The organism is Candidatus Neomarinimicrobiota bacterium, assembly GCA_036476315.1.
Classification (GTDB): Bacteria; Fidelibacterota; Marinisomatia; order Marinisomatales; family S15-B10; genus JAZGBI01.
On sequence record JAZGBI010000008.1, the window covers coordinates 1 to 24,300 of the forward strand.

The 24,300-nt window shown below is 51.3% G+C and carries 22 protein-coding genes; 20 read left to right on the plus strand and 2 right to left on the minus strand.

The features are described from left to right. The 3 genes from V3U24_00485 to V3U24_00495 form a co-directional block, all read left to right on the plus strand. On the plus strand, positions 1-1,119 hold a 1,119-nt coding region (locus V3U24_00485; GenBank protein ID MEE9165929.1), incomplete at its 5' end, for a sodium:proton antiporter. A gap of 15 nt (positions 1,120-1,134) precedes the next feature. Next, positions 1,135-2,586, plus strand: coding sequence for an NADH-quinone oxidoreductase subunit N (locus V3U24_00490; protein ID MEE9165930.1), 1,452 nt, complete (start codon positions 1,135-1,137; stop codon positions 2,584-2,586). A 35-nt stretch (positions 2,587-2,621) separates the two neighbouring features. Beyond that, on the plus strand, positions 2,622-3,176 hold the full coding sequence (locus V3U24_00495) for a cob(I)yrinic acid a,c-diamide adenosyltransferase (GenBank protein MEE9165931.1): 555 nt from the start codon (positions 2,622-2,624) through the stop codon (positions 3,174-3,176). A 109-nt stretch (positions 3,177-3,285) separates the two neighbouring features. Here the strand turns inward: V3U24_00495 and V3U24_00500 are convergent, their stop codons facing one another. Both V3U24_00500 and V3U24_00505 read right to left on the minus strand, forming a co-directional pair. Beyond that, on the minus strand, positions 3,286-3,525 hold the full coding sequence (locus tag V3U24_00500; protein MEE9165932.1) for a hypothetical protein: 240 nt from the start codon (positions 3,523-3,525) through the stop codon (positions 3,286-3,288). A gap of 9 nt (positions 3,526-3,534) precedes the next feature. Beyond that, entirely contained in the window at positions 3,535-3,780 is a 246-nt protein-coding gene (locus tag V3U24_00505) for a hypothetical protein (protein MEE9165933.1), read from the minus strand. Between the two features lie 712 nt (positions 3,781-4,492). Between V3U24_00505 and V3U24_00510 the strand changes: the two genes are divergently transcribed. The 17 genes from V3U24_00510 (at position 4,493) to hflX (ending at position 24,216) form a co-directional block, all read left to right on the plus strand. Next, positions 4,493-5,731 (plus strand): TolC family protein, encoded by a 1,239-nt coding sequence (locus V3U24_00510; protein MEE9165934.1) that lies wholly within the window; start codon positions 4,493-4,495, stop codon positions 5,729-5,731. A 10-nt stretch (positions 5,732-5,741) separates the two neighbouring features. Next, the gene (locus V3U24_00515; GenBank protein ID MEE9165935.1) at positions 5,742-7,208 is read left to right on the plus strand and encodes an efflux RND transporter periplasmic adaptor subunit; all 1,467 of its coding nucleotides are present in this window, start codon (positions 5,742-5,744) and stop codon (positions 7,206-7,208) included. Continuing rightward, positions 7,205-10,414: an efflux RND transporter permease subunit gene (locus V3U24_00520; GenBank protein ID MEE9165936.1), complete on the plus strand. Its 3,210-nt coding sequence runs from the start codon at positions 7,205-7,207 to the stop codon at positions 10,412-10,414. Before V3U24_00515 ends, V3U24_00520 begins: the two co-directional genes overlap by 4 nt. 106 nt (positions 10,415-10,520) lie before the next feature. After that, complete coding sequence (locus V3U24_00525) at positions 10,521-12,800, plus strand: heavy metal translocating P-type ATPase (GenBank protein MEE9165937.1); 2,280 nt, start codon at positions 10,521-10,523, stop codon at positions 12,798-12,800. Beyond that, complete coding sequence (locus tag V3U24_00530) at positions 12,797-13,156, plus strand: hypothetical protein (GenBank protein MEE9165938.1); 360 nt, start codon at positions 12,797-12,799, stop codon at positions 13,154-13,156. Before V3U24_00525 ends, V3U24_00530 begins: the two co-directional genes overlap by 4 nt. 427 nt (positions 13,157-13,583) lie before the next feature. After that, positions 13,584-13,955 carry a heavy metal-binding domain-containing protein gene (locus V3U24_00535; protein ID MEE9165939.1) on the plus strand — a complete coding sequence of 124 codons (372 nt, stop codon included), beginning with the start codon at positions 13,584-13,586 and terminating at the stop codon, positions 13,953-13,955. Positions 13,956-14,139: 184 nt separating this feature from the next. Then, a complete protein-coding gene (locus tag V3U24_00540) occupies positions 14,140-15,234 on the plus strand; it encodes an exo-alpha-sialidase (GenBank protein ID MEE9165940.1) in 1,095 nt (364 codons plus the stop codon). Between the two features lie 281 nt (positions 15,235-15,515). Beyond that, the gene (locus tag V3U24_00545; protein ID MEE9165941.1) at positions 15,516-15,737 is read left to right on the plus strand and encodes a hypothetical protein; all 222 of its coding nucleotides are present in this window, start codon (positions 15,516-15,518) and stop codon (positions 15,735-15,737) included. Positions 15,738-15,901: 164 nt separating this feature from the next. After that, entirely contained in the window at positions 15,902-16,102 is a 201-nt protein-coding gene (locus tag V3U24_00550; protein ID MEE9165942.1) for a hypothetical protein, read from the plus strand. 181 nt (positions 16,103-16,283) lie between these two features. Further along, entirely contained in the window at positions 16,284-16,607 is a 324-nt protein-coding gene (gene yajC, locus V3U24_00555; protein MEE9165943.1) for a preprotein translocase subunit YajC, read from the plus strand. Next, entirely contained in the window at positions 16,607-17,140 is a 534-nt protein-coding gene (gene def / locus V3U24_00560) for a peptide deformylase (protein MEE9165944.1), read from the plus strand. The genes yajC and def overlap by 1 nt, the downstream gene beginning before the upstream one ends. A 38-nt stretch (positions 17,141-17,178) precedes the next feature. Next, positions 17,179-18,090, plus strand: coding sequence for a methionyl-tRNA formyltransferase (gene fmt, locus V3U24_00565; GenBank protein ID MEE9165945.1), 912 nt, complete (start codon positions 17,179-17,181; stop codon positions 18,088-18,090). Further along, positions 18,080-19,417 carry a 16S rRNA (cytosine(967)-C(5))-methyltransferase RsmB gene (rsmB, locus tag V3U24_00570; protein MEE9165946.1) on the plus strand — a complete coding sequence of 446 codons (1,338 nt, stop codon included), beginning with the start codon at positions 18,080-18,082 and terminating at the stop codon, positions 19,415-19,417. Before fmt ends, rsmB begins: the two co-directional genes overlap by 11 nt. After that, entirely contained in the window at positions 19,414-20,178 is a 765-nt protein-coding gene (locus V3U24_00575; protein ID MEE9165947.1) for a PASTA domain-containing protein, read from the plus strand. The genes rsmB and V3U24_00575 overlap by 4 nt, the downstream gene beginning before the upstream one ends. An 86-nt stretch (positions 20,179-20,264) precedes the next feature. Then, positions 20,265-20,843, plus strand: a complete 579-nt coding sequence (locus tag V3U24_00580) for a hypothetical protein (GenBank protein MEE9165948.1) — start codon at positions 20,265-20,267, stop codon at positions 20,841-20,843. Next, complete coding sequence (locus V3U24_00585) at positions 20,840-22,933, plus strand: BatA domain-containing protein (GenBank protein ID MEE9165949.1); 2,094 nt, start codon at positions 20,840-20,842, stop codon at positions 22,931-22,933. The genes V3U24_00580 and V3U24_00585 overlap by 4 nt, the downstream gene beginning before the upstream one ends. Positions 22,934-22,935: 2 nt before the next feature. Next, positions 22,936-24,216, plus strand: coding sequence for a GTPase HflX (gene hflX / locus V3U24_00590; protein ID MEE9165950.1), 1,281 nt, complete (start codon positions 22,936-22,938; stop codon positions 24,214-24,216). Positions 24,217-24,300 lie beyond the last annotated feature (84 nt).

Below are 24,300 nucleotides of genomic sequence, written 5' to 3' on the forward strand. Positions count from 1 at the left end.
ATCATTCTGCTTTTCGCGTTATTTACCATTGCCGGCGGAATCCGTCTCACGGGCTCCCTCCGTGGCTCCCCTCAAGTAAATCTCGGATTCCTCATCCTGGGAACATTCCTGGCCAGCTGGATGGGAACCACAGGGGCGGCCATGCTTCTGATACGTCCTCTCATTCGAGCCAATAGGTGGCGCGAGAAAAAGGTTCATATCGTGGTCTTCTTCATTTTCCTTGTTGCCAATATCGGTGGTTCATTAACACCCCTGGGCGACCCGCCGCTGTTCCTGGGATTTCTCCTGGGAGTCGATTTTTTCTGGACCACTGTCCACATGATAAAACCGATGCTTCTGGTTGTGTTTATCCTCTGGGTGCTGTTCTACCTTATCGATTCGTACTATTTCGGACAGGAGGTTCGCCATCCTCCCGCCGAGGAAGGCGCGGAAACACGAAGGCTGGGAATTGAGGGTTCCGTGAACTTTGTGCTTCTCGCAGGAGTTGTCGGGTCGGTATTGCTGAGCGGGTTGTGGAATCCCCACATCTCCTTTATCATTTACCACGTGGAAGTCTTCCTTCAGAATGCAGTCCGGGATCTCTTGTTGTTGGCCCTCGTCGTTCTCAGCTGGAAACTGACGCCCGGGGAAATACGAACGAAGAACGAATTCAGCTGGTTCCCAATGGTTGAAGTGGGAAAACTGTTTGCGGGTATCTTCGTGACAATCATCCCGGCTATAGCCATATTGAAGGCTGGAGAGGAGGGGGTGCTCCGGAGTATCGTTGGAGTCGTATCCACGCCAGAAGGCGATCCCGTGAACGCCACCTATTTCTGGGCGACTGGTATTCTCTCAAGCTTTCTCGATAATGCTCCCACTTACCTCGTTTTCTTCAACACTGCAGGAGGGGACGCCACTGTTCTGATGTATGACATCTCCAACACACTTCTGGCTATTTCCGCGGGCGCAGTATTCATGGGAGCCAATACCTACATCGGGAATGCCCCGAATTTCATGGTAAGATCCATCGCACAGGAAATGGATGTCTCCATGCCCAGTTTTTTCGGATACATGTTCAAATACTCGCTGCCCATTCTTTTTCCCATCTTTCTCCTGGTGACATGGTTCTTCTTCGTGTAAAGGCGAAGGCTTGATATGGATGTGACCTATTATGTCAGTCGTGAAGATATACAGGGAATTCTCCCTGAGATCATTCTTCTGGTAGCGGCGCTGGTGATCCTTTCTTTGGAGATGCTTCCGAAACGTCGCCCGTCGCTCATGCTCGCCGTGAGTCTTCTCGGCCTCATGTCAGGATCCATTGCTGTCCTCCAACACGGAGGAGAACGGTCGGTATTCTCCGGCATGTTGTCCCTCAGTGCGTACACAATGTTCCTGGATCTCTTGTACATGGCAGTGGGAATAGCCTCACTGGTGATAGCTCAGAATTATCTGGAAAGAAGAGGAGGAAGTCTGAGAGGGGAATACTACGCACTGATACTCTTTGCCGTCATCGGCATGATGCTCATGACCCGGGCCAACGATCTGGTCATCGTTTTCCTGGGCCTGGAGCTTCTCTCACTTTCCCTCTACGTCCTGGTGGGTTTTCTTCGTCACGACATCTACAGCAATGAAGGGGGATTGAAGTATCTCCTTCTGGGTGCCTTTGCCACCGGTTTTTTCCTTTTCGGTGCGGCTTTGATCTACGGAACGACCGGAACGACCAATCTTGAACAAATGGCCGTCACCATCGGTTCAGGTGGCGTGCTATCTCAGCCGATCCTTTCCCTGGGTATTGGACTGCTTATTGTTGGGTTTGCCTTCAAAGTAGCCATTGTGCCATTTCATATGTGGTCGCCAGACGTGTATCAGGGAGCCCCCACAACCATCACCGCGTTTCTCTGCACAGCGCCAAAGGCTGCTGGATTTGGTGCTCTTCTCAAGGTGTTTATTGTCGGATTCTCTCCGGAAAGTGACGCCTGGGTCGGATTGCTGTGGATACTCGCGGTTCTTACCATGACAGTGGGAAATCTTTCTGCCCTGGTTCAGTCAGACGTGAAGCGTATGCTGGCCTTCTCGAGTGTGGCCCATGCGGGCTATCTGCTCATCGGGGTGCTCGTTTTTGACACCCGCGGTATTGCGAGTGTTCTCTTCTATCTGATTGTCTACGCCGCCATGAATCTTGGCGCCTTCGCCATCGTCTCCATTGTGGAAAAGGGAGAGATGGGACTTGCACTGGAGGACTACCGAGGGCTTGCAGCAAGGCACCCCTGGCTTTCAGCCGTTCTGAGCCTTTTTATGATTTCGCTGGCTGGCTTTCCGCCAACGGCCGGATTCACTGCGAAGTATGCCGTTTTCTCGGCTGCAATATCAAAGGGACATATCTGGCTTGTGGTCATCGCAGTCCTGAACACCCTGGTTTCTGTAATCTACTACGTTCGACTTATTGTCAATATGTATATGCAGAAGGAAAAAACGGAACTCGCCACGTTCGTTTCACCGAATACCATGTTGCTGCTGGCGTTTCTTGCCGCCGTTGTCATTCTCTTTGGCCTCATGCCGCAATGGCTTCTTGAGAACGCGAGGCAGGCTGCGACTGTTTTTTCATGAAGACGGAATAGAGGATTTTTGCTACATTTGGTATCATGAGGATTACCAAGGTTACCACCGGGACGGGCGATGACGGTACCACGTCCCTCTCCAGAGGAGAACGCGTGACGAAAGATGATCCTCGCATTGCCGCCCTCGGATCCCTCGATGAAATAAACTCGGCCATCGGGGTGGTTCTCTCTTTCGATCCGGTTCCGGACATTGCAGAAGTCTTGACAGAAATTCAGAACGCCCTGTTCAACATCGGGGGGGAATTGGCGGTAGTGGACCATGAATTGGATCTAGTGACCGGGCAAGATGTTGAATTTCTGGAGGGAAGGATCCGCGATCTCAATTCGTCCCTATCTCCCTTGGAGGAATTCGTCCTTCCCGGGGGGTCGCGAGCCTCGGCCCATCTTCACCTGGCCCGTTCGGTCTGTCGACGAGCTGAAAGGGATTTCGTATCTCTTAGTCAAAAAGAAACCGTCAAGCCGGCATCTCTAACCTATCTTAACCGCCTTTCCGATTTCCTCTTTGTCGCGGCCCGGTACCAGAATTTGAAGGACGGGGGAAAGGAAAGTCAGTGGGAGCGTAAAGCACGCAATCCGTGATGTGTGAGAAGTGATGCGAAACTCAGAAAATCGAACACCTACCGTCTGACCTTCGGCAACTAACCACCCACCACTCACCACTCACCACTCACCAGTCACCAGTCACCAGTCACCACTCACCCATGATACCTCGAACCCGGTCGGGTTCTTTCCCCACTCCGAGGCAGCATGGCGCCTGGGCCATGTTCCTGATTCCATCCGTCATGGCACTGCGCACCCGTTTTGTTTCCGGCAATATATGATCTCTTCGCATTGCTGTCGAAATGGATTTCCCGGGCGAGGGAAGTATCGCCGAAAGAGATTTTCCCGAGATACTCTTATATGCTCGTTCCTCAGGGTTTACTGGCATGGATTGTCTTCAGTGTGCCCCTACTTCTCGTCGACGGGTCGTACATCCTGTCAGTAGTCTCAGATCCACCAGGATGGGGACGGGACTCATTCGGAACGGCTGGTTTGCACCGGAATCCGTGAGTGGCGTCGCCCCATCGATATCGATGGGGGAAAATGGGAAGCAGTGACGTTTACTCCGGAAGAAGAGGATGAGCTCACATTTCTCTGCTGGCAGTGGTGAAATAGTCGCCGTGGATGATCTCTCCGCTGTCACTTTCACCGTGGGAAGTCAGTAAGGCAAAATTAAACCTGGAACTGCGTTATCTTCCTTTTCAAGTTCTGGGAAAAATCGAGATTCTTGAGCTCAATTTGGGCAATGGGTCTCCCTCTGGGTTTTGTACCAGCTACTGTTGTCACGACGGATTTTCTTCGGACACCCTGGCACAGACAAGGAACGTCTTGTACCGGGAACAATTGTTGAACTAGTGGGTAAAAACGGATAAATTCGACAGCAGATCAATGAAAAGAACAATCAGTCTGACCTTGATCACATTTTTCGTGTCGGTCCTTGCTCTACCTCTCTTTGCGGCCGCTGATAATTGTGATATGCCCTGTTGCCGGATAAATGTGCCCTGTTGCGAAACGGAAGACGTGACCTTGGAATGTCCCGCTCTGGCACAAGGGCAGGACAGAGCTTCCATCCTGCTGCCAATGCTACCTCGGCCGGTGAAATCTGAGTTTTGTTCTGTTTTTTATCTCAGTGAAGTTCCTGATTCCGATTTCGATTCTAATAAGGGTACTTGCCTCCCCTTTGATGGTCAGGTATCCTACCATAAGGTACCCTATTACTTCCTGACTCACTCCCTCCTGATTTAGCCTTTCCTGCCCTGGGTCCCGAAAAATTTCGGGACGAAACAAGGGTTCTGCTGACGTCAACGCCGGGCAACATCTGCCTGGACAAAAAGGCGGTAATAAAAGGAAAGGCTATGAGACACAATACCAAGATACTTCTGATTACGTTGCTCTTAACGGGCTCAACGTCTGCTGAGAACAAAGTTGATCCCGTAGACTTTCTGCTCCAGAAAAACAGGGAAGTTCTTGGCGCGCAGAAAGCTTACGAGGCTGCTGTGGAAAGGGTGAAAATCTTTGGAGTTCTGCCCGATCCCATGGCGGAATCATCGCTCTATCTCGAACCGATAGAGACAGGCAATGGACCCATGCAGGGACAGTTCATGTTGGGGCAGAGATTTCCCCTTTGGGGCAAGCTCAAGCGGGAAAGAGCCGTGGCAAAGCTGAGGGCTGAGATAGGGTCGTTGGATCTTGAGCAAACCAAGATCAGGGTGGTATTCCGGATGAGAAAGAGTTGGGAAAATTACTTGAAACTCAAGAATTCTCTGGACATTCTTAACGGCTACAGAGAAGAGCTGGTGACCTTTCGCTCTATCGCCCTGACGCAATATGAAACAGGTGCGGGATTGACACAGCACCCAATATTGAAACTGCAGATCGAAATCTCATTGATTGAGAGCCAGATTAATACGCTGCAAAGTGACTTTGAATCTGTCGCGAATGATCTTCAATCTCTTTTCGATGGAGTGTTCTCACCAGATCTGTTCGGCGATGAGCGAACGAATGTGCTCCCCGAGAACTCCGCCGAATCCTGGCTCGAAATCGCGAAGGAAACCCACCCCTTATACTTGAAGATTCAACAAGAATTTCAGATTGCCGTGCTACAGAATGAGCTCGCTGTGAGGCAGAACTTCCCTGATCTGAGTGGCGGTCTGACTTACACACTCATAGGTGAGGGCGAAAGGGAAATGTCGGGCTCTGACGCCTTCGGGTTTCGGGTGGGTCTAAACCTTCCCATCTGGTTCGGAAGGAACCGGGCCCGGATCGAATCAACGGAGCTGAGTATCGCATCAAAAGGAGAGATGGTTGAGGAGGTCTGGAACCAGATTGAAGATGATAGCCGATCCACGAAAAGGGACATGGATGAAATTGAGGAGACCTATATGCTCTACGACGAGAGACTCCTCCAGGAATCTGATCAGATGCTTTCGTCCGCCTTCTCTGCTTATGAAACAGGAAAGATCAGTTTCCTCGACGTTCTGGACAGTGAACGAATGGCAATAGAAGTCCGTCTTGATTTTGAAAGAATTGAAGCACAGCGGCGAATCGCCAGTGCGCACATGTTGAAATCCATTGGACTGATTCACCTGAAGTAGGAGTAGAGAAATGAAACCAAACAAAAGGAAAGCGAGGCTGCTATTTGCATTCTTTTTCAGTCTGGCGATTCTGGTCGTTGGGTGTGGTCAGGAGGAGAAGAGACCGGAAGAAGCTCAAGCTTTAACTGAGGAGCAGCAACTCTATAGCTGTGGCATGCACCCCAATGTGATCCAAGAAGGACCTGGGAACTGTCCCATCTGTGGTATGAAGTTAACCCCGATAGGAGGGGTCTCCACCGCCTCTGCCAGTGTATCTTCCACTTCCTCTGAAGAAAGGGGAGAGAAAAAGATACTTTACTGGCGGGCACCCATGGACCCGACATACATCTCCCCCAAACCCGGGAAATCCCCCATGGGGATGGATTTGGTTCCCGTTTATGAGGGGGAAGAAGCATTTGGCTCCACCGTGAAGATTAATCCCGTGGTTGAGCAAAACATGGGGATCAGAGTGGCCACAGCGGAGAAAAGAGATTTATACCGGAAAATTCGAACTATCGGGCGGATCGATTATGACGAATCCAAAGTGGCCCATGTTCACACGAAATTTTCCGGTTGGATCGAGAAGACCCATGTCAATGTTACGGGCCAGAAAGTTTCCCGGGGAGAGCTGCTGCTGGATATCTACAGTCCCCAGCTGGTCTCGGCTCAGGAGGAGTACCTGGATGCCCTTCAAAACCTCCGGGCTCTGGGTGGCAAAGTGTCGGAAGGTGCCGGTGGCAATTTGCGAAGTATCTTGGCCTCTTCCCGGAGAAGAATGGAATACTTCGATGTTTCGGAAGACCAGATAGAGCAAATCGCCAATACGGGGACGGTGACAAAAACGATGGGTATCCTGTCGCCGTTCAGAGGCATTGTCGTGGAGAAACACGCCCTCGATGGAATGGAGGTCGAGACTGGAATGATGCTGTACCTCATAGCAGATCTGTCGGAAATCTGGGTCTTCGCCGACATTTACGAGTATGAGGTGCCTTGGGTGAAGGAAGGTCAAGTTGCCACCATGACTTTGTCCTACGATCCTGGCAAAAAGTATAGAGGGAAGGTACAATACATCTATCCGTACCTTGAGGAGAAGACACGGACGATTAAGGTCCGACTCGTTTTTCCCAACCCCAGCCTCGACCTGAAACCTGGTATGTACGCCAATGTGGAAATCGAGTCTTCTCCGGTGGAGAGTGTAGTTGCTGTGCCTGTGGAGGCCGTCTTGTTTTCTGGTGAGAGGAATCTGGTATTTGTGTCATTGGGTGAGGGGCGATTTGCACCACGGGATGTCACGACTGGAATTGAAAGCGGGGATGGTTACTACGAAGTGAAGAAGGGACTGTCAGAAGGTGAGGTTGTGGTGACGTCGGGACAGTTCTTGCTCGACTCCGAGAGCAAGCTGCAGGAAAGCATTGCTAAGCTGCTTGAGATCCGGACTGGACTGGAAGAGGCCCATGATCACCAAATGCTTGAGGACGAGGAGAACGAGTCTCAATGATTGAACGAATTATCGAGTGGTCAGTCAACAACCGGCTTATCGTCATTCTGGCTGTCGTGTTTGTGATCATTGGTGGATTTGTGGCCATGTCCACAACTCCTCTTGACGCCATTCCGGATTTGAGTGATGTGCAGGTGATCATTTTCACGGAGTATTCTGGTCAGGCCCCTCAGGTTGTGGAAGATCAGGTGACCTATCCCCTTACTACCGCCATGTTGGCTGTCCCCTATGCCAAGGTTGTCCGGGGCTACTCGTTTTTTGGACTATCTTTCGTCTACATCATTTTTGAGGACGGAACAGACATGTACTGGGCGCGAAGCCGGGTTCTCGAGTATCTGAATTTCGTATCCGGAAGATTGCCTCAAGGAGTAACTCCCCAACTGGGTCCAGATGCCACAGGGGTAGGGTGGGTGTATGAGTATACTGTGGAAAGCGACCGACACGATCTTCAGCAACTCCGTTCCATTCAGGATTGGTATCTAAGATATCAGTTGATGAGCGTTCCCGGTGTGTCTGAGGTGGCAAGTATCGGAGGCTATGTCAAGCAGTATCAGGTGGAAGTGGATCCCAACAAGTTGCTGGCATACAACATGCCCCTGAACAAGGTCATGATGGCCATCAGAAGAAGCAATAACGATGTCGGTGGCAAGTTGATTGAAATGTCAGAGACCGAATTTATGGTCAGGGGCCTGGGGTACATTCAGTCTATCGACGATTTGAAAGGAATCCCCCTGGGAGTGGATGAGAGTGGAACCCCCATTCTATTACGAAACGTCTCCAATATTCATCTGGGGCCGGAGCTTAGGCGAGGCCTGGCGGAGCGGGATGGAGTCGGTGAAGTTGTTGGCGGCATAATTGTGATGCGCTACGGTGAAAATGCCCTTGAAGTGATCAGGAGTGTCCGGGAAAAAATTGAGGCTCTGAAAACTGGCTTGCCCGAGGGAGTCAGAATCTTACCGGCCTACGATCGCTCATTGCTGATCGAACGGTCCATCGACAATCTGAAGGAGAAGCTCCTGGAAGAAAGCATCGTAGTCGCCCTGGTGAGCATCATATTCCTGCTCCACTTCCGGAGTTCCTTCGTTGTCATTTTCACCCTACCTGTGGGAATCCTGATTTCCTTTCTGGTCATGAGGTACCAGGGTATCAATGCCAATATCATGTCTCTTGGAGGGATTGCCATCGCTATCGGAGCCATGGTGGATGCGGCCATCGTCATGATCGAAAACGTTCACAAGCACATCGAAAGGCGTTCTGGAGAAGTGGATCACTGGCAGTTGATCCTGGACGCATCCAAGGAGGTAGGTCCAGCTCTCTTTTATTCTCTTCTTATCATCGCCTTTTCATTCATGCCCGTGTTCACGCTTCAAGCCCAGGAAGGGCGCCTTTTCAAACCCCTGGCATATACGAAAACGTATGCCATGGCGGCCTCTGCTCTGTTGGCCATCACCATTGTCCCGGTACTCATGGGCTACCTTATCAAAGGCAAGATCATTCCCGAGAGAAAAAACCCCATCAACCGTTTTCTCATACGTGTGTACCGGCCTCTTGTCCGGTTCGTACTCCGGTTCAGGAAAACCACACTGGTAGTAGCAGCCGCCGTTCTGGGACTTTCGGTTATCCCGCTCAAGAATATCGGCTCCGAGTTTATGCCACCCTTGAACGAGGGAGACTTGCTGTATATGCCCACGACGGATCCAGGGATTTCGATCACCAAATCCAGGGAACTCCTGCAACAAACGGACAAAATCATAAAGACCTTTCCGGAGGTTGAGCGTGTATTTGGCAAGATTGGCCGGGCTGAGACGGCGACGGACCCTGCCCCTCTAAGTATGATTGAAACCACCATCACGCTCAAACATGAAAAGGAGTGGCCTGAAAGGAAACTGTTAACCCGGTGGTATTCATCATTGAATGTACCGGAATGGTTACATTCAGCTCTGAATTGGGTCTGGCCGGAACGTCGTGCCGTGACCCATGAAGAGCTGGTTGAGGAACTGAACGCATCGATACAATTTCCCGGATTGACCAATGCCTGGACCATGCCCATAAAGACCAGAATCGATATGCTGAGTACGGGCATTAAGACGCCCGTTGGGATCAAGCTCATGGGTGCCAATCTGGATACGCTGGACGCTCTGGGTGCCCGAGTGCAGGCGATCGTGCAGAAATTGCCGGGAACCTTGAGTGTTTTTGCCGACAAAGTGACGGGAGGGAATTTCCTGGATTTTGAAATAAGCAGGAGTGAGGCCGCGCGATACGGGCTCACCGTTGGTGATGTTCAGGACATTATTCAATCTGCCGTTGGGGGAATCAATGTCAGTTATACGGTTGAGGGATTGGAGCGTTATCCTATCAACGTTCGCTATAGCAGGGAACTGCGGGACAGTATTACCAAGTTGAAGCGGGTCATCGTCCCGACACCAACTGGAGCTCAGATACCCATCAGTCAGGTTGCTCACATCAGAATCCGTAAGGGAGCGCCAGTCATTAAAAGCGAGAATGCCAGAAACACGGGGTGGCTATACGTGGATCTTGCCGGGATTGACGTGGGAACGTATGTCAAGCGGGCGAAGGTAGCCGTGGCGGAAGAACTGACCATGCCGGAAGGATATTCCCTTGTCTGGAGCGGACAGTATGAGTATATGGAAAGGGCAGCTAAGCGACTGAGGATAGTAGTCCCGGTTACTCTACTGATCATCTTCCTGCTGCTTTTCTTCAATTTCAAGAACGTGAGTGAGAGCATGATAGTCATGCTCTCTTTGCCTTTCTCGCTTGTCGGCGGATTATGGTTCATGTACATCCTCCATTACAACATGAGTGTTGCCGTGGGCGTGGGTTTCATCGCGCTGGCCGGTGTGGCGGCTGAGACAGGAGTTGTCATGCTTATCTATCTCGACCATGCGTATATGAGAAGAAGAGACCGGGGACAGATGAAGACAATGAAGGATCTTTACGATGCTGTCATGGAAGGGGCAGTTGACCGCGTCCGTCCTAAGATGATGACTGTGATTGTCATCATGGCGGCCCTCCTTCCGATCATGTGGGGACACGGGACAGGATCCCAGGTGATGAAACGAATTGCCACTCCCATGGTGGGAGGCATGGTGACTTCCACGATCCTGACTCTTCTGGTCATCCCAACCATTTACTATTTGTGGAGGTCAGCAGGAATGAGAAGAGAAAACAAAAGGGAAGCCAGATGAAGGAGGTCAAAGCGTACATCCGGTGCTCCTTCTTGACTCAGCCTAACAGGCTACCTAGCGGTTTACCTGTCAGGTTGAATGTCGATTCAACGAGGAGGCGAAGGATATGATAGACCCGGTTTGCGGAATGACAGTGTCTGAAGATGGTGCCGCGGGCTCATTTGTCCATGAGGACAAGACCTACCATTTCTGTTCCGCCCACTGTCTGGAAAAGTTCAAGGAAAGTCCAGAGTCGTTCCTGGACGACAACGAAGAAGGGGAATCTGCCGAATCAACAGATGTTGAATACACCTGCCCCATGCATCCTGAGATAGTCCAAGTGGGGCCGGGTGACTGTCCCATCTGTGGTATGGCGCTGGAGGTGAAGACAGTTACGCTTGAGGAGGAAAAGAATCCGGAGCTGGTGGACATGTCTCGCCGGTTTTGGGTGAGTGTGGTACTGACCTTGCCGCTTTTAATCTTGGTAATGTGGGAGATGTTCACTGCCGCTCGTTTGGTTCCCGTTTCGGTGGGGAAGTGGGTTCAACTGGTTCTGGCAACACCTGTTGTCCTGTGGGGCGGTAAACCGTTCTTTGAGCGCGGTTGGAAATCCGTCGTCCATCGAAGTCTCAATATGTTTACGCTGGTTGCGACCGGGACCGGTGTTGCGTACGTCTACAGTCTCATCGCGACACTGTTTCCACGGATATTTCCAGACGCGTTTCGAGGTTCGGAGGGGGAGGTGGCCATATACTTCGAGGCGGCAGCGGTCATTACTACCCTTGTGCTGTTGGGTCAAGTGCTGGAGCTCAAGGCCAGGAGCAGGACAAGCAGTGCCATCAAAAATCTTCTGGGCTTGGCCCCCAAGACGGCAAGAATTGTGCGCGAGACCGGGGTAGAAGAGGACCTCCCGCTTGAGGAGGTTAAACCGGGAGACAATCTGAGGGTGCGGCCTGGAGAAAAAGTGCCAGTGGACGGTGTCGTTCTGGAAGGAACGAGTAACATTGACGAGTCTATGGTAACGGGTGAGCCGGTGCCTGTCAAGAAGAGAGGAGGAGACAGAGTCACGGGGGCCACCGTGAATCAGACGGGTTCATTCGTAATGAGGGCTGAACGTGTGGGAAGCGACACCCTTCTGGCTCAGATTGTAAAGATGGTGAGCGAAGCTCAGCGGAGCCGCGCCCCCATTCAGGGCTTGGCGGATAAAGTAGCCTCCTATTTTGTGCCAGCGGTGGTGGTTAGCAGTGCCCTAACATTCATTGTCTGGAGTTTGTTTGGACCCGAGCCTCGAATGGCTTACGCGTTAGTTAATGCGGTAGCCGTATTGATTATTGCCTGCCCCTGCGCCCTCGGTCTGGCAACACCTATGTCGATTATGGTGGGCACCGGTCGTGGAGCCACGGTAGGTGTCCTTATCAAGAATGCGGAAGCCCTGGAGACCATGGAAAAAGTGGACACGTTGGTGGTGGATAAGACAGGTACTCTAACAGAAGGAAAACCGAGACTGGTGACACTTGAAGCCGGAGATGCATACTCGCAAACTGAACTTCTGCAGTTGGTGGCGAGCCTTGAACAAGCCAGTGAACATCCTCTGGCAGCCGCCATCGTAGATGAGGCCAGAGATAAGGGCTTGGAACTGGCTCAGGTTAAAGATTTTGACTCGATCACGGGAAAAGGAGTGAGAGGGACGGTCAATGGTCAAGCTGTAGCTGTTGGAAATCGGAAATTACTCGAGGAATTGAACATTGAACCAGGTGACTATTCTGAAAAGGCAGAGGCGCTGAGGAAGAACGGAGAGACCGTCATGTTTATGGCAATCGATGGTAAAGCAGCTGGATTGTTGGGTGTCGCGGATCCCGTAAAGGAGACAACTCCGGAAGCAATCGAAGCACTGCGGAAAGATGGGATCCATGTTGTGATGCTCACCGGGGATAACAGGACCACCGCCGAGGCGGTAGCAGAGAGCTTGGGGATTGATGAAGTCGAGGCGGAGGTGCTACCCGACAGAAAAAACGACGCGGTTAGAGATCTGAAAAAAGAAGGTCGGATGGTTGCTATGGCCGGCGATGGCATCAATGACGCTCCTGCTCTCGCCCAGGCACATGTTGGAATAGCCATGGGTACCGGAACCGATGTGGCTATGGAGAGTGCCGGTGTGACTCTAGTAAGGGGGGACCTGCAAGGGATTGTAAGGGCCAGACGTCTCAGCCGGGGAACCATGCGAAATATTCGTCAGAATCTCTTCTGGGCGTTTGTCTACAATTCCTTGGGTGTCCCTGTTGCCGCGGGTGTTCTTTATCCATTCTTTGGGATTTTGATGAGTCCCATTATTGCCGCAGCTGCCATGAGTTTCAGCTCGGTATCCGTAATTGGCAACGCCTTGAGGCTGAGGAGATTGAGATTATGAACCGATATAAATTCGGGACAAGGCGTGAGACAGCCACCATTCTCGGGCGGATCCTGCCCGTTTTCGGTGTGGCCATCCTTATCCTCGGAATTTGGATCGGGGTCTTCCTCGAGAACCGGAACGAATCGGAGAAATCCGCGCAGTCGACGGCAGAGGTATTTGGAGCTACCACTATAGAGGTTGCTCGCGGATTTGTCTGTCCCTGCGGTTCATGCGGGGACGAAAGTTTGACCGTCTGTGTATGCCCCACGGCTCTGGAAGCCAAACGGTTTATTGAGGCCAACCTTAAGGAGGGACATACACCGGCAGAAGTGGTGGAAATGGTTAAGAATGTGTACGGCCATTATAGAGGATAAGAAAGGAGTGGCGAATGATGAATCGTCTCTCATTTCACAACGGAGTAATGTCGTATTGAAAAGGGAAGGAGAACCGCACCATGAGCTACTATTTCAGTAAAATCCTGAACCTTCCCTTCGTTGAGACTCTGGACAGGACGTCCCTCCCTTCGCCCACAAGGCTCTGTGCAGGAGATTTCCGGGGGACGAGTGGAGGTAGCGGCCGTTGATCCCATAGCGTCGATGAAGGCAGTGGAAAACGAGGAGTTGGGTCCGATTGCCGGTGAGGTACAACAGAAATTGCGCAGTGGCATCAGTAACTTGCAGGGTAGGAACGGAAGAATTTGTCTGGATGTTGATACGGCACCATTGTTAATATTCTTCCGAAGTTCCTCTCTTGAATGATGTCAGACTAATGATTGTATAACGAAAGAGAGGGGAGAAGAAAATGAAACGAGTTCACATACTTTTTGTTTCACTTTTGTGGGTGGGATTTTTCGCTTGCGCCCAAGAGAAGAAGGGAGAGGAAACCGAAGGGCCTCCAGCGGTCGCTGAAGAGCCCGCAGCCGAAGTAGCCCAAGGAGAAAAGATCATGTATTACACTTGCCCCATGGAAGCCCATAAGCATGTTCACTCTCAAGAGGCCGGGAATTGTCCGGACTGTGGAATGGACTTGGTGTCAGTGGTTCAAACTGACGGGACAGACTTCGAGTTCTACACCTGTCCCATGCCCGAGCACAGCCACGTACGTCACAGTGAACCTGGGGAGTGTGATGAATGTGGGATGAAACTGCTTCCCGTGAAGTTGGGAAAAACCTAATTCCACCTGTCAGATCGGACGTAGGTTCTACATAGAGCGCATCTCTCCTGTCAATTTGATGAGAAGTCGTTCTAGAGGATTACCACTCGCTGCGGTCCTTGTCATCGTTCTTGTCTCTTGTGGTGGGCCTTCTTTTGAAGTTTTTGAAATACCGTCTCCGGGTGATCCAGGGAGCCGCTACCCCATGCCGAGTGGCACTGAGGAGGAATCCCTCCTCTTGAGCTGGCTGGAGCCGGAGGGGGGAGACACATATGCGGTGAAAATGACGGAACGGCTGGGTGAGTCCTGGGGACCTGTTCGAGATATATTCGAAGGTGACCGTCTCTTTGTCAACTGGGCGGATTTTCCATCAGTCTATCAGGTTAGCGGTGACACGTACGTTGCCCATTGGCTCCACATGAAAGGCGAGGCGTCCTATGAGTATGATATCCAGATCTCCCACTCCCTGGACCGGGGATTCAGTTGGTCTCAACCTATTTCGCCACACAGGGACAATGTCATTGCGGAGCATGGATTCCTGTCGTTTTTTGTATTCCCGTCCGGCTCCCTGGGCATGGTGTGGCTTGACGGGAGGAACACGAAGTTTGCTCCAGAGGCCAGGGGCAGCGACTCAGGTGACATGGCTCTTTTTGCCACAACTCTTTCCGGCGGCAGGGAACTGGGTCCGGAAGTATTGCTGGACGGGAGAGTGTGCGAATGCTGTCCCACTTCAGCATTAACCCTTGGAAAGACAACACTTGTTGCGTACCGGGATCGTAGCGCAGAGGAAGTTCGCAATATTCAAATTGTGAGCCATGCTGACGGTTTTTGGGGAAATCCGGTCACCGTTCACGATGACGGGTGGAAGATCCCGGGCTGTCCCGTAAACGGTCCCGCACTTGCAGGGGAAGATGATGTTCTGTCTGTCGCTTGGTTTACCGCTCCGGGTGGTGATGCACAGGTGAACGTGGCATTTTCCTTTGACCATGGTGCAACATTCGGAGAGCCTGTTAGGGTCGATGGTGGATATCCTTTGGGGCGGGTAGACCTTGAATGGATTCAGGACAGTGCTCTTGTAAGTTGGGTTGAACTGTCTGGTGACACGGGAAGGGTCATGGTCAGAACTGTTTCAACAGATGGAAGGTTGTCTTCAGAAAGGATTGTGGGGACCATCGACCCCGAGCGAGGAAGCGGAATTCCCAGGATGGTTCGCCTCGGGGACTGGGTTTACGTGGCGTGGACATTCCAGGACACACCAACTGGTTTGGTGATCAAACGGTTTCAACTGTCCATGCATTAGTCTGGATTTTCCATTCCATCCGGGTGCTCCAACTCATCCAGAAACAACATTTTTTCCTTGACATTTACTCGAAATCTGGCTACCATTACTCTCGAGTTGGGGTTATTGATCTCGGAGCGATTAAGAGCTCAAGTTCATACCAACGCTAGAGTTTCGAAATACACTGATCAATCTTCCGCAGGGCAGAATTCTTTGAACACCAAGGAGTCTTGGTTGTGTTAAGTCTTGTTGCCCAGACGGGGGGGTGGTCACCGCTGTCCAATTAAGTAGGAGGAATTACTATGGCTAGCATCCAGGCGACGTTCTCCACGATCACCGGTTGGGCGAAGGAGATTGTTAACCTTCTATTGGCATTGGCGCTAATCTTTCTCGCCGTGGATCTTCTTTTCGGCGAGACCACGGGGATTATCGACAATGTTGCCGATCTGATTTCCAGCTTCATCGACTGGGGCGTCGTGGGACTGATTTCCTTTATTGTTTTTCTGGCGATATACAGGTCGTAAAGTTGGTTGCATAGTCCGTTTGTCCCCTCGTTTGAGGGGATGGACCTTTATTTCTGGATAGACAACAGGATCCAAACCTGCCATTTGTATGGTATGGTGAGGCGTCCGAGAGTATTGTCGTTAACAATGAGGGGGATTCACATATGGCATCAATAAGGGAGACCATGAAAAACACCACAGGATGGTTGAGGGATATCTTTGACTTGGCCGTTGCTTTCATCTTGCTCTTTGTGGTAATCGACATTCTGTTTCCTGATACGACAAATGTGATAAATAACCTTGGTGAAATTGTGGGTAGTTTTGCGTCGGAGGGGGTTGTCGGGCTAATCGCTCTACTTTTCTTCCTTTGGATTTATAAGCGGTAGTTCAAGGTCCAGGCCGGCTACCGGCAATTGGGGTAACCTTTCAATCCCAATTCTGTTTCAGTCCCATCAAACGGGGTTGAAACAGAATTGGGATTTTTTTAGAAAGAAGATCACGGGCTAATGGCTTGATTTTCGACGGGGCCAGGTGTAACTTCGCGGCCGAAAAAGGAGGAACACAAAAGTGGATTTTTTATTCAGCCAGACGAATCAGACTCCCGGTGGAGGTGTATTTGGTTTCCTTCCTTTTATCCTGATCATGTTTATCATTTACTTCCTTATGATACGGCCCCAGATGAAACAGCAACGCAAGAAAAAGGAGATGCTTCAGAATCTGAAGAAGGGAGACCGGGTCGTCACGGCGGGTGGAATTCTCGGAACGATCGCTGGATTTAAGGACAAGGACTCTGTTATTGTTCTGAACGTGGCTAAGAACGTCACACTCCATGTCACCAAATCATCCATTTCGGGTTTTGCCCAGAAAGAAGTGCCGCCAGGACAAAAGTGATGACCGTTCTTCCCGTTGTGAAATACGGAGAAACGATCCTAAGGAAGAAAATGAGATCTGTCGAGGATATTTCCCAACTGTCAATCCTTGTGGACGATATGTTTGACACCATGTATGAAGAAGATGGCATCGGTCTCGCGGCCAATCAGGTTAACGTCAATCTCAACCTCTGTGTCATTGACATTAGCCACACGGAGGAATCTGATTCCCCGTTCGTCTTCATAAATGGGAAGATTCTGGAAAAGTGGGGGGAATCGGTCATGGAGGAAGGGTGTCTCAGTGTTCCGGGAATTCGAGTGGATGTCTCCCGTTCAGAAGGAATACGTTTTCGCTATGAAGATCTTTCAGGCGCCGATCATGAAGAGAAACTTGAGGGTTTGTTGGCACGAGTGATCCAGCACGAGATGGACCACCTCAATGGCAGGCTCATTCTAGATCGCGTCAGTCCGGTCATCCGGAAGCAACTTAAGAATCAGCTCAGAGAGATTGCGACTGCCAACCGGGACGAATCCGCCGAGCGGAAGACGGTTTAGTTTCCAAGAGTTCACAAAATCCCGTGCGAATTGTATTCATGGGGAACGCCGATTTCGCGATTCCAAGCATCGCACGTCTCCATTCTCTGACGCACGAGGTTGTCGCCGCGGTGACAAATCCTGACAAACAACAGGGTCGGGGCAGAAATCCCAGTCCGACTCCCGTTGCCCTGTTTGCCAGGAAACATAATATTTCCACGATTCAGCCGGATTCTCTCAAGAATAACTCACTTGTTTCTGAACTCATGGAGGTCCGTCCCCACTTGTTCGTGGTTGTGGCCTTCAAGATTCTCCCCCCCGAACTTCTCATCATTCCAGAGTACGGTTGCGTAAATCTTCACGGGTCACTTTTACCCAAATACCGGGGAGCTGCGCCTATTCAGTGGGCCTTAATGAACGGTGATTCAATGACGGGATTGACAACGTTTATTCTGTCTCCAAGCGTTGACACGGGGGACATTCTCCTGAAGAAGGAGGTCGTCATTTTTCCGGATGACGATTTTGGATCTCTGTCGCAGAGAATGTCTCAGCTGGGAGCGTCCCTCCTCGTGGAAACCATCAGGAGAATTGACGCTCAGGATCATGGGCCTTTTCCCCAGGATTCTTCACTTGCCACAAAGGCCCCGAAAATAAGGCCGGATATGTGTAGGATAAATTGGGACCGACCCGCTCGAGAAGTCAGGAACCAGATAAGGGCCCTATCGCCTGTCCCGGGGGCTTACACGGTACTCAGAGGCAGAAGACTGAAGCTGTTCCGATCCATCATCTCAGGAATGACGACCTCAAGTTGCGGTGAAATTGTTCTGGTGAAGCAGGATCGATTCGTCGTCTCGTGCTCGAAAGACAGTCTCGAAATTCAGGAAGTTCAGCTGGAGGGGAAAAGACGCATGCCGGCTCGAGACTTTCTTCTCGGATCCTTCCTGTCTGAGGGTGAACGACTTGGCGTATAGCCCGGATTCACGGTGGCACGCCGTTATGATCCTCTCCGAATTTGACCGCCAGAACCGGCGCCTCTCAGGCACAATTAATGATTATTTCCGCTCAATCAAACTCGCCCGGGAAGATTATCCTACCATCACCCATCTTGTTCAAGAAACCACCCGTTGGAGAGGTTATCTGGACTCCCTGCTTTCAGAGCGTTACCGCGGCAGGTTCCAGAAGATGGAGTACAGATTGAGGAACATTTTGCGGCTGGGTGCCTACGAGATCCTTTTCAGGAGTCGTGTCCCCAGATATGCCGTAGTGAACGAATCTGTGACTCTGGCGAGAAGGGCTGTCAATGAGAAAGCTTCAGGTGTGGCGAACGCTCTACTTCGCACCATCCAGTCCACCGATTATCCGAGGCCAGAGGAACTAAGAGCTGATGATTCTCCGGAAAAAATATCAAGGATTACTTCACATCCTGAATGGATGATTGAGCGATGGCTTCAGAGTTTCGGATTTGAGAAGACGCGCGAACTCTGTACCTGGAATAATCGTCCTCCTTCTTTTTCCGTTCGGCGAAACTGTCTCAAAGTTGGCCAGAAGGATTTCGAGCGTTTTCTGAATCGACAAAATGTCCGCTGGACGAGAAAAGAGTCGCTTGGCGAATTCTACGATGTGGACAAGTTGGCCCGTTTGGGACACACACAGGAATTTGAGTCGGGCTATTTTTCGGTTCAGGATATGTCAGGAGGACTGGTAGTCCTGTTGCTCGATGCTGACGAAAAGTCCAGGATCCTCGACGTCTGTGCGGCGCCCGGGGGGAAAAGCACTTACCTGGCAGAGCGATTGGGAAACAAAGGGGAGATCTGCGCATACGATGTAGATGAAGCGAGGCTGAGTCTCCTGGTCGACAATATTCAAAGGTTGGCACTGGATTCAATTCAAATTTCTCAAGGAGATGCCGTTCTGGACAAGTTCCCTGCTGGCGACAGGGTTCTCCTGGATGTTCCCTGCTCAGGCACAGGTGTCATGGCCAAGAGAGCCGATCTTCGGTGGCGTCGTAGGAAAAGTCATATTCAAGAGATGCAATCCCTTCAACTCCGGATGCTCTCTCACATGTCGGACTTTGTCAAGCCCGGTGGTTTAATCGTCTATGCCACATGCTCTCTGGAAGAGGAAGAAAATTGGGAGGTTGCAGATCTTTTCCTTGCACAAAGTGAAGGGTTTGACGTCCTGAGAGCCGATGGCGTTGTTCCGGACAGATATGTTGATGAGCGAGGCGCTCTTCATACCTATCCTCCGGATCATGGGTTGGATGGTGTATTTGCCGTGATTCTGGAAAGGTCCGGATGAAAACATTTTTCCGATACTTGGTTGCCTTTGTGGGATTATCAGCTGTTCTCATCCTGATGCTGGACAAGATCATCATGCCGGCCTATGTCTCCCATCGTAATGACCGGTACCTACCCGACGTGAGGGGATTGCCTTATCCGGATGCAAGGGAGCGACTCGAACTGGAAGGATTTATAGCATTGAAGGGGGATACGAAATTCACAAATAAATATGCTCCGGGGACGGTCATCGATCAATATCCCAAGGCGATGCGGAAGGTCAAACCGGGAAGGAGGATTCGTCTGACGGTCGCGGAGAAGGAAAAGATGGTCCCGGTACCGGATGTCGTAGGAAAATCGTTACGAAGTGCACGGCTCGAAATCGAAGAAAGTGGTCTTCTCATCGATTCGCTCATCACCGAATTTGACATAGAAGTACCCACGGGTGTTGTTAAATGGCAGTACCCAAGACCAGGGGATCACTTGAGACGGGAAAGTGGACTTACGCTCATTGTCAGTCAGGGAAAACCGCCCAATTTTTATCAGGTACCACAGCTTTTTGGCTTGAGCCTCACCAAGGCCGAGGAGCTGCTTCGCGAAGCGAACCTCGAGGTGGGTCGTGTCACCTATCGGCAAAACGAGGATTTGGTTCCCTACACTGTTCTCGATCAATCCATGGAAGAAGGGCATATTCTTGATCACCCGGTCTCTATCGACCTCATCGTGAGCGTCATCGACTTGGAGGACGTATACAAGCGGCTTACCGCCCCTGACAGAAAGTGATGGACGATGAACCCGGTGCACCGAAGCGTCGTTAATAATCTAGTCCCATGAAGTGTGCAGAGGAAAACTAGGGTCCGGTCACGTCAATGGATTATCGTAACGAAGTCTACCGAAAGATAGTGCATATCGCTTTTGCTCTTTTTCCGCTGAGTTATCTGTTTTTCCTCGACCGGGATGTAATGCTTTGGGTGCTTGGAATTCTCACGGGAACCATAGTGGTGGGTGAGGTGCTGAGAATGAGATTCGAATTCTTTTCCCGTCTGTACAGGTTGATTTTCGGCAGGATGGTGAGGGAGGATGAAAGCCACTCGTTTACCGGGGCGACATACACGTTGACGGGCTCGTTCCTGACAGTACTCATTTTTGAGAAGCATCCGGCGGTGTTTGCCCTATTGCTTCTGGCTCTCGCGGATTCCACCGCCGCTCTGGTGGGAAAGAGATGGGGGAGAACGCCTCTCGTAGAAAAAACTGTGGAAGGGACCGCAACCTTCCTGGCCATTGCCATTCTGCTGGCAGTGATTGTTCCTGGAATTCCGAAGTTTCCTGCCATTCTGGCGGCCTTAGTGGCTTCGGTGGTTGAACTGGTACCCTCTCCCGTCGACGACAACGTGATGATTCCGCTCTCAGCAGGACTCACCATAGCTTTGGTGAGCCTGATCACGTGAGTTTCCTTGCGCCATCGGTTCTCTGGGGTCTTCTCGCAGCATCGGCTCCTATCATCATACATCTGGTGAGCACCCGGCGTACGCAGACGGTCAATTTCAGTACAGTGCGCTTCATCAAAGCTCTTGAACACGATACCATTAAGAAGTTGAAATTGCGCCAGTGGCTCCTTGTACTTCTTCGAACTCTGGCCGTAGTTCTCCTGGTACTCGTATTTTCCCGGCCGGTGAAAACGGGATATTTTCCCTCCTGGGCTGTGGGAGACAGGTCCACCAGGATGGGCTTCCTCCTGGACAATTCCGGTTCCATGGGTGCCATATATGAAGGTGTAAGTTTGTTGAAAAGGTCAAAATCGATCGTCCTGAAAACTTTGCAGAGGGTCGAGGGAAAACTGTCGGCCGACATCTACCAAACAACACCCTTCAAGAGACGGTTTTCAGGAGAATTCCAGTCGGTGGAGCAGATCAGGGATATTCTGTCGGAGATTCATGAAACTTCAGGGAGAGACCATCTGTGGCAGGCCGTTGAGGAGCTTTTGAACCAGTCGATGATTGAGACCAGAGGCACGGGTGCCATCGCGAATGAGGAATTCTTCATTCTCAGCGACTTTCCAGCCACCGCACCCGGCCACTGGGAACCCGAATCTCCGACGAACTATGAGGTATCATCTGCACAGAGATTCTATCTTTTTCCTCAACCGGAAATAGAGGGCAACCTGAGCGTCCTGTCAGCAGATGTGCAGTCTCAGCTCCGTCTTCTCGGTCAACTCGTCTCTGTGGAGGCCACTATTGGAAACCATGCCCGAGCGCTCCGGAAAAATGTCCCGATCCAGCTCTATTTCGATGGAAATCGTGTTGGACAGGTGGTCTCGGACTTACCCGCTTCGGAGTCCAAAGATTTTGTTTTCCAGGCGTTCCCCAACCGTACAGGATCGATCCGTGGAGTGGTAGAGATTCCGGAGGACGGATTCGAACTTGACAACCGGAGATTTTTTCAATTCTCCATTCCTCCAAGAATTCGATGCAAGGTTTTAGGTCCTTCTCAAGAACATCTTACCCTCCTCCGAGTTGCTCTGACGTCCATTAGCCAAGATTCTCTTTTCGTCGAGTTTGAGGAGCAGGATCCGTACGAGGTCGGTACCGTGTCCCTGGAAAAAACCGACGTTCTCATACTCATCGATCCCGCGGATTTCAGTCCTGCCATTGCCAAAGAGATCGCTGCATTTGCGAAACAAGGAGGGAGTATCATGGCGTTTCTCGGGGAGAGATACTCCAACTCTTTTGACGGGACTGTTGTGGAGGGTCTCTCTCTTCCCAACTCGCGAGGAATGACCGTTCTGGCCGAGGGCTCTTTCCATGAAGTAACGAAATATGACGCAAAACATCCACTCTTCCGCAATTTTCAGGCCATAAACTTGAGCAGGGAGATGCCCCGGATCTTCAAGCATGTGAAAATTGCGGACGGAGGTGAGGGCAAGGTGATTATGAGCATCTCCAACAATGAGCCGTTGCTTATGGAGATAAGGACACCCTACTCGAAAGTGCTGGCATTTGCCGCACTGCCGAACCCAGAATGGACGGATCTTCCTCTTCGGGGTTTCTTCGTTCCGCTCTTGCATCGAATTCTGGTCTATCTCGCTGCAAGTGAATCAGAGGGAAGGTCTGTAGAAGTGGGGGAAACGGTTAACATTCCCCTCCAGCGCCAGTTCATCTCGGGTCAGCTTGAGATTGTAGGTCCCACGGGCAGAAGGACGAAACTCGTGCCGGATTACGTGGGCGAGCTTGTTACGGTGGATGAAGTGGATGAGGCCGGCCTGTATCGACTTCTTTCAAACGGTGAGGAGGTTTCATCCTTTGTCGCAAATGTGTCTCCGGCTGAGAATCCAGCCAAACGACTCACCGAAGAAGAATTGTTGAGTTTTTTCCCCTCGGACAGGACCAGGCTCGTGAGATCGGATGAGAACGCTCCGGCCGCCGTAATCGCGGCTAGGTGGGGAACCGAACTCTGGCGGCTGTTCCTGGTTGCCGCTCTGGCGGTGCTTTCCGCGGAGACCTGGGTGGGAAGAGTAAAGGGGGAAAGGAGCCGATCGTAGCGGTGGGGAGTTCGCAGGAGAGGGAAAGGGCTGTTCTTGTGGGTGTCATCCACCCTGGCATGTCGAAAGAAATAATGAAAGAACATCTGGACGAGCTGGAACTTCTGGCAGTCACAGCCGGTGCTGAAGTTGTTGGCAGAATCGTGCAGAAGCGTGACAGGATCAATTCCAGGTACTTCGTGGGAAAAGGGAAGGCCGAACAGATTTCCCATCAAGCCACGGAGCTTGATGTGGATATTGTCTGTTTTGACGACGAACTCTCCCCGTCACAAGTACGGAATTTCTTGAGATTGACCCCCAGTGTCAAAGTCATTGACCGCACAGGTCTCATCCTTGACATTTTTACAAAACATGCCAGGACCCGCGAGGCGAAGACACAGGTTGAGCTTGCGCGACTGCAATACCTGTTGCCACGCCTCACGAGGTTATGGACTCACCTTGAGAGGCAGATGGGTGGTATCGGCACCCGGGCCGGGGCGGGTGAAACTCAGATTGAAGTGGATCGCCGCATGGTCCGTAACAGAATCGCAAAACTTCACGGCGAATTGGCCAGAATTGACCGTGAGCGGGAGACTCAATCCAAGCGGCGCAGAGGAATATACCGGGTAGCGCTTGTGGGATACACGAATTCGGGCAAATCGACTCTCATGAATGCGATCACAGGCTCAAAGGTTACCGTTGAGGACCAGTTATTCGCCACTCTCGATACCACAGTGCGATCACTTGTGCTCAATTCCAGTCACAAGATCCTAATGAGCGATTCTGTGGGATTCATCCGGAAGCTCCCACACGCGCTTGTCGCATCCTTTCGAAGCACGCTCAAGGAAGTTCTGGAAGCTGATCTACTCCTCATAGTGCTGGACGTGTCAAATCGGCAACTGGATGAGCATCTCCAGACGGTTCGCTCAGTTCTGATCTCCATAGAAGCACACAAGAAGAATTCCCTTTTGGTCATGAATAAGATCGATCTCATCGAGGACTCTCAAATTCTTCGGGCTTTGAAGTCTCGATTTCCCGATGCGGTCTTCATTTCAGCCCTGAATCACCTGCGACTGGACGCTCTCTTGATCAGAATTCAGAACACTATGGAAAGGTCATATAGGACCACCACCGTTGTCTTTGACCACAAGCTTGGAAAGGAGATTTCTTCCGTATTTCAGAATGTGGATGTTCTGGAAACCCGCTATGAAGAGGATGGGGTACATCTTACCATACGCGGTGATGAGGCCAGTCTCAAGCGCGTACAGGCGATCTCAAGGGATGGGTCTCTGAATGCCGAATAGCCAGTATTGAAAACCCCCCGGACGGGGGCGTTTTAGGAACGCGCTTTTTTCACGGTGGGCACCTCCCGGATAGATCAAACTTCC